General features: G+C 72.6%; 2 protein-coding genes. One reads left to right on the plus strand and one right to left on the minus strand.

Annotated features, from left to right (window positions below):
• Nucleotides 1–135: 135 nt before the first annotated feature.
• A complete protein-coding gene (locus AC08OU_RS21645) occupies nucleotides 136–1,764 on the minus strand; it encodes a DHA2 family efflux MFS transporter permease subunit (protein ID WP_476605654.1) in 1,629 nt (542 codons plus the stop codon).
• Nucleotides 1,765–1,907: 143 nt separating this feature from the next.
• Between AC08OU_RS21645 and AC08OU_RS21650 the strand changes: the two genes are divergently transcribed.
• The coding region (locus AC08OU_RS21650; protein WP_476605655.1) for a primosomal protein N' family DNA-binding protein at nucleotides 1,908–2,610 on the plus strand (703 nt) is incomplete at its 3' end.

Below are 2,610 nucleotides of genomic sequence, written 5' to 3' on the forward strand. Positions count from 1 at the left end.
CCACAGCTCACAGTGTGACGTTTTAGTGATCATCCGGGATGAATGATCACTAAAACGTCACACTGTGGTTTCTCCGTCAGGGCTGGTGTCGCGACACGCAGGCGAGTCGTACGGCGCCGCGCCCATTGGGGCCCGTCAGCTGACCGCTGGGCTCACGGCCTCCGGTGATGCCTCCGTGGCCTGGCCGCCCGCGGAGCCGCCGCCGACCAGCCGGGTCATGCCGAGGCACGCCACGGCTGCCGCCAGGATCACGACGGTCGGCAGGACGAGCGTCCACCCCAGCGCGTCGACGAACCCGTGCCGGAACACCTCGGTGGCCACCCGCTGGAGTTGGGCCGCCACCGCGGCGGGGAGGTCGGTCAGCGGCAGTCCGAGGCTCGGCCGGCCGTCCCCCGCCTCCAGGCCCTGGTGCCCGGCATCCTGGAAACCGGCGATGAACTGCTCCCGGTACGTCGCCGGAATCTCGTGGGCCCTCGTGGTGGCCTCGTCCGTGAGCGCCGACGCCAGCCGGTTCTGGAGCAGCGCGCCCGCGGACGCGCTCCCGAGCACCGCGCCGACCTGGCGGACCGTCGTGAGAACCCCCGAGGCGGCGCCGGCGAGCACCGGCGGCACGCCGCGCATCGCCTCGGTCGCCATCGGCGCGAACACGCAGCCCATGCCCAGGCCCATGATCAGGAGTGGCGGCTGGAACGTCGTCCACGACGTCCCCACCCCCGCAACGAGCGCGATCCACGCCGACGCCACGGCGAACATCAGGAGACCGAAGGCCAGGATGTACTTGCCGCCCCAGCGGTCCGCCAGCCGGCCCGCGAACGGCGCCACCACCATGGACACCACGGACGAGGCGACGAGCACGAGCCCGGCCTTGAGCGCGGAGAAGCCGAGCACGGACTGGAGGTAGATCGTGATCGTCAGGAAGAAGCCCAGGATCCCGACCGACACCGCCGCCCCGACGAAGTTCATGATCGAGAAGTTGCGGTCACGGAACAGCGCGAACGGCACCAGCGGCTCGGCCTCCTGCCTCGTGCGCTGGTAGGCCAGGAAGACGCCCACCAGCGCCAGGCCACCGGCCAGCAGGCCCCAGATCCCGGCGTTCCACTCGTAGCGCTGGCCCTCGGTGAGGGCGAACGTGATGCAGAACAGTGCTGCCGACGCCAGGGCCACGCCCGGCCAGTCGAACCGGTGCCGCCGCTCCACGCGGGCGTCGGGGATGACGGCGAAGGAGGCGGCGAGGACGGCCAGCCCGATCGGGATGTTGATCAGGAAGATCCAGCGCCAGCCCACACCGGTGACCAGGAGGCCGCCCAGTGTCGGCCCGATGACCGTCGCCAGCCCCGCGACGGCCCCCCAGACGCCGAGCGCCGTACCCCGCCGGTTGGCCGGGAACGTCCCGACGATGATCGCCATGGTCTGCGGCATCAGCGCGGCCGCGCCGACACCCTGGACGGCGCGCGCGGCGATGAGCTGCCCGGGCGTCTGCGCCAGACCGCAGGCGAGGCTGGCCAGCGTGAACAGTGCCACGCCTGCGATGAACAGGTTGCGCTGGCCGCGCAGGTCGCCGAGCCGGCCCGCCGTGATCAGAAGGACGGCGAGGACGAGCGTGTAGGCATTGACCACCCACAGGACATGATCCAGAGACGCGCCGAGCTGATCCATCATGCTCGGGATCGCGATGTTGACGATGGTCAGGTCGATCAGTGTCATGAGGAAGCCCAGGGACAAGGTGATCAGGATCGCCCAGGGGTTTCCGTGCCATTTCCTCATCGGTGCTCCGTTTTCCGCATCCGTCGGGTGTGCCGCTCGTTGCGCGGACTCTTCGAATCCTTGATGACCGCAGATGTATCAGCAGGGTCGGACAGTTCGGGGCGCGGCGGTGCGATGTCCGCGGTGCCCGGCAGGATGGCGTCGTGACACCGAGCGTTGCGGGCGGCGACGGCGCCCCGCCGGCCACGGCCGGTGAGGGCCAGCTTGAGCTGTTGCGCGCCGCCACGCGAGGACGCCGTCCCCGGCCGCCCGAGCCGTCCGCCGCGGACCTGCCCGTGGCCCGCGTCGTCGTGGACGTTCCCCTGCCGCATCTCGACCGGCCGTTCGACTACACCGTCCCCGCCGGGATGGCGGACACGGCGCGGCCGGGGACCCGGGTGCGGGTGCGCTTCGCGGGGCAGGACGTCGACGGGTACATCCTCGACCGGGTCGCCCGTTCCGGCCACTCAGGGCCGCTCACCCCCATCCGCCGGCTCGTGTCGCCCGAGCCGGTCCTCACCCAGCCGGTCCTGCAACTCGCCCGGGCGGTCGCGGACGCCTACGCGGGCACCCTCACCGACGTCCTCCGCCTCGCGGTCCCGCCCCGCCACGCCGGCACGGAGCGTGCGCGGCCCGCGGCAGCTCCGGACCCTGCGGCGCCGCAGGGTCCGGAACCCCTCGCTCCGGCACCCGGGCCCTGGCTGGACTACGCGGCCGGCCCCGCGCTGGTGAGCCGCCTGGCGGCGGGGGAGTCGCCGCGGGCGGTCTGGACGGCGCTGCCCGGCCCCGGATGGGCGACCGCCCTCGCGACCGCCGTCGCCGCCACCGTGACCTCAGGGCGCGGCGCCCTGCTGGTCGTGCCCGACC

The sequence above is a fragment of the Frankia sp. CcMO1 genome, from assembly GCF_977945845.1.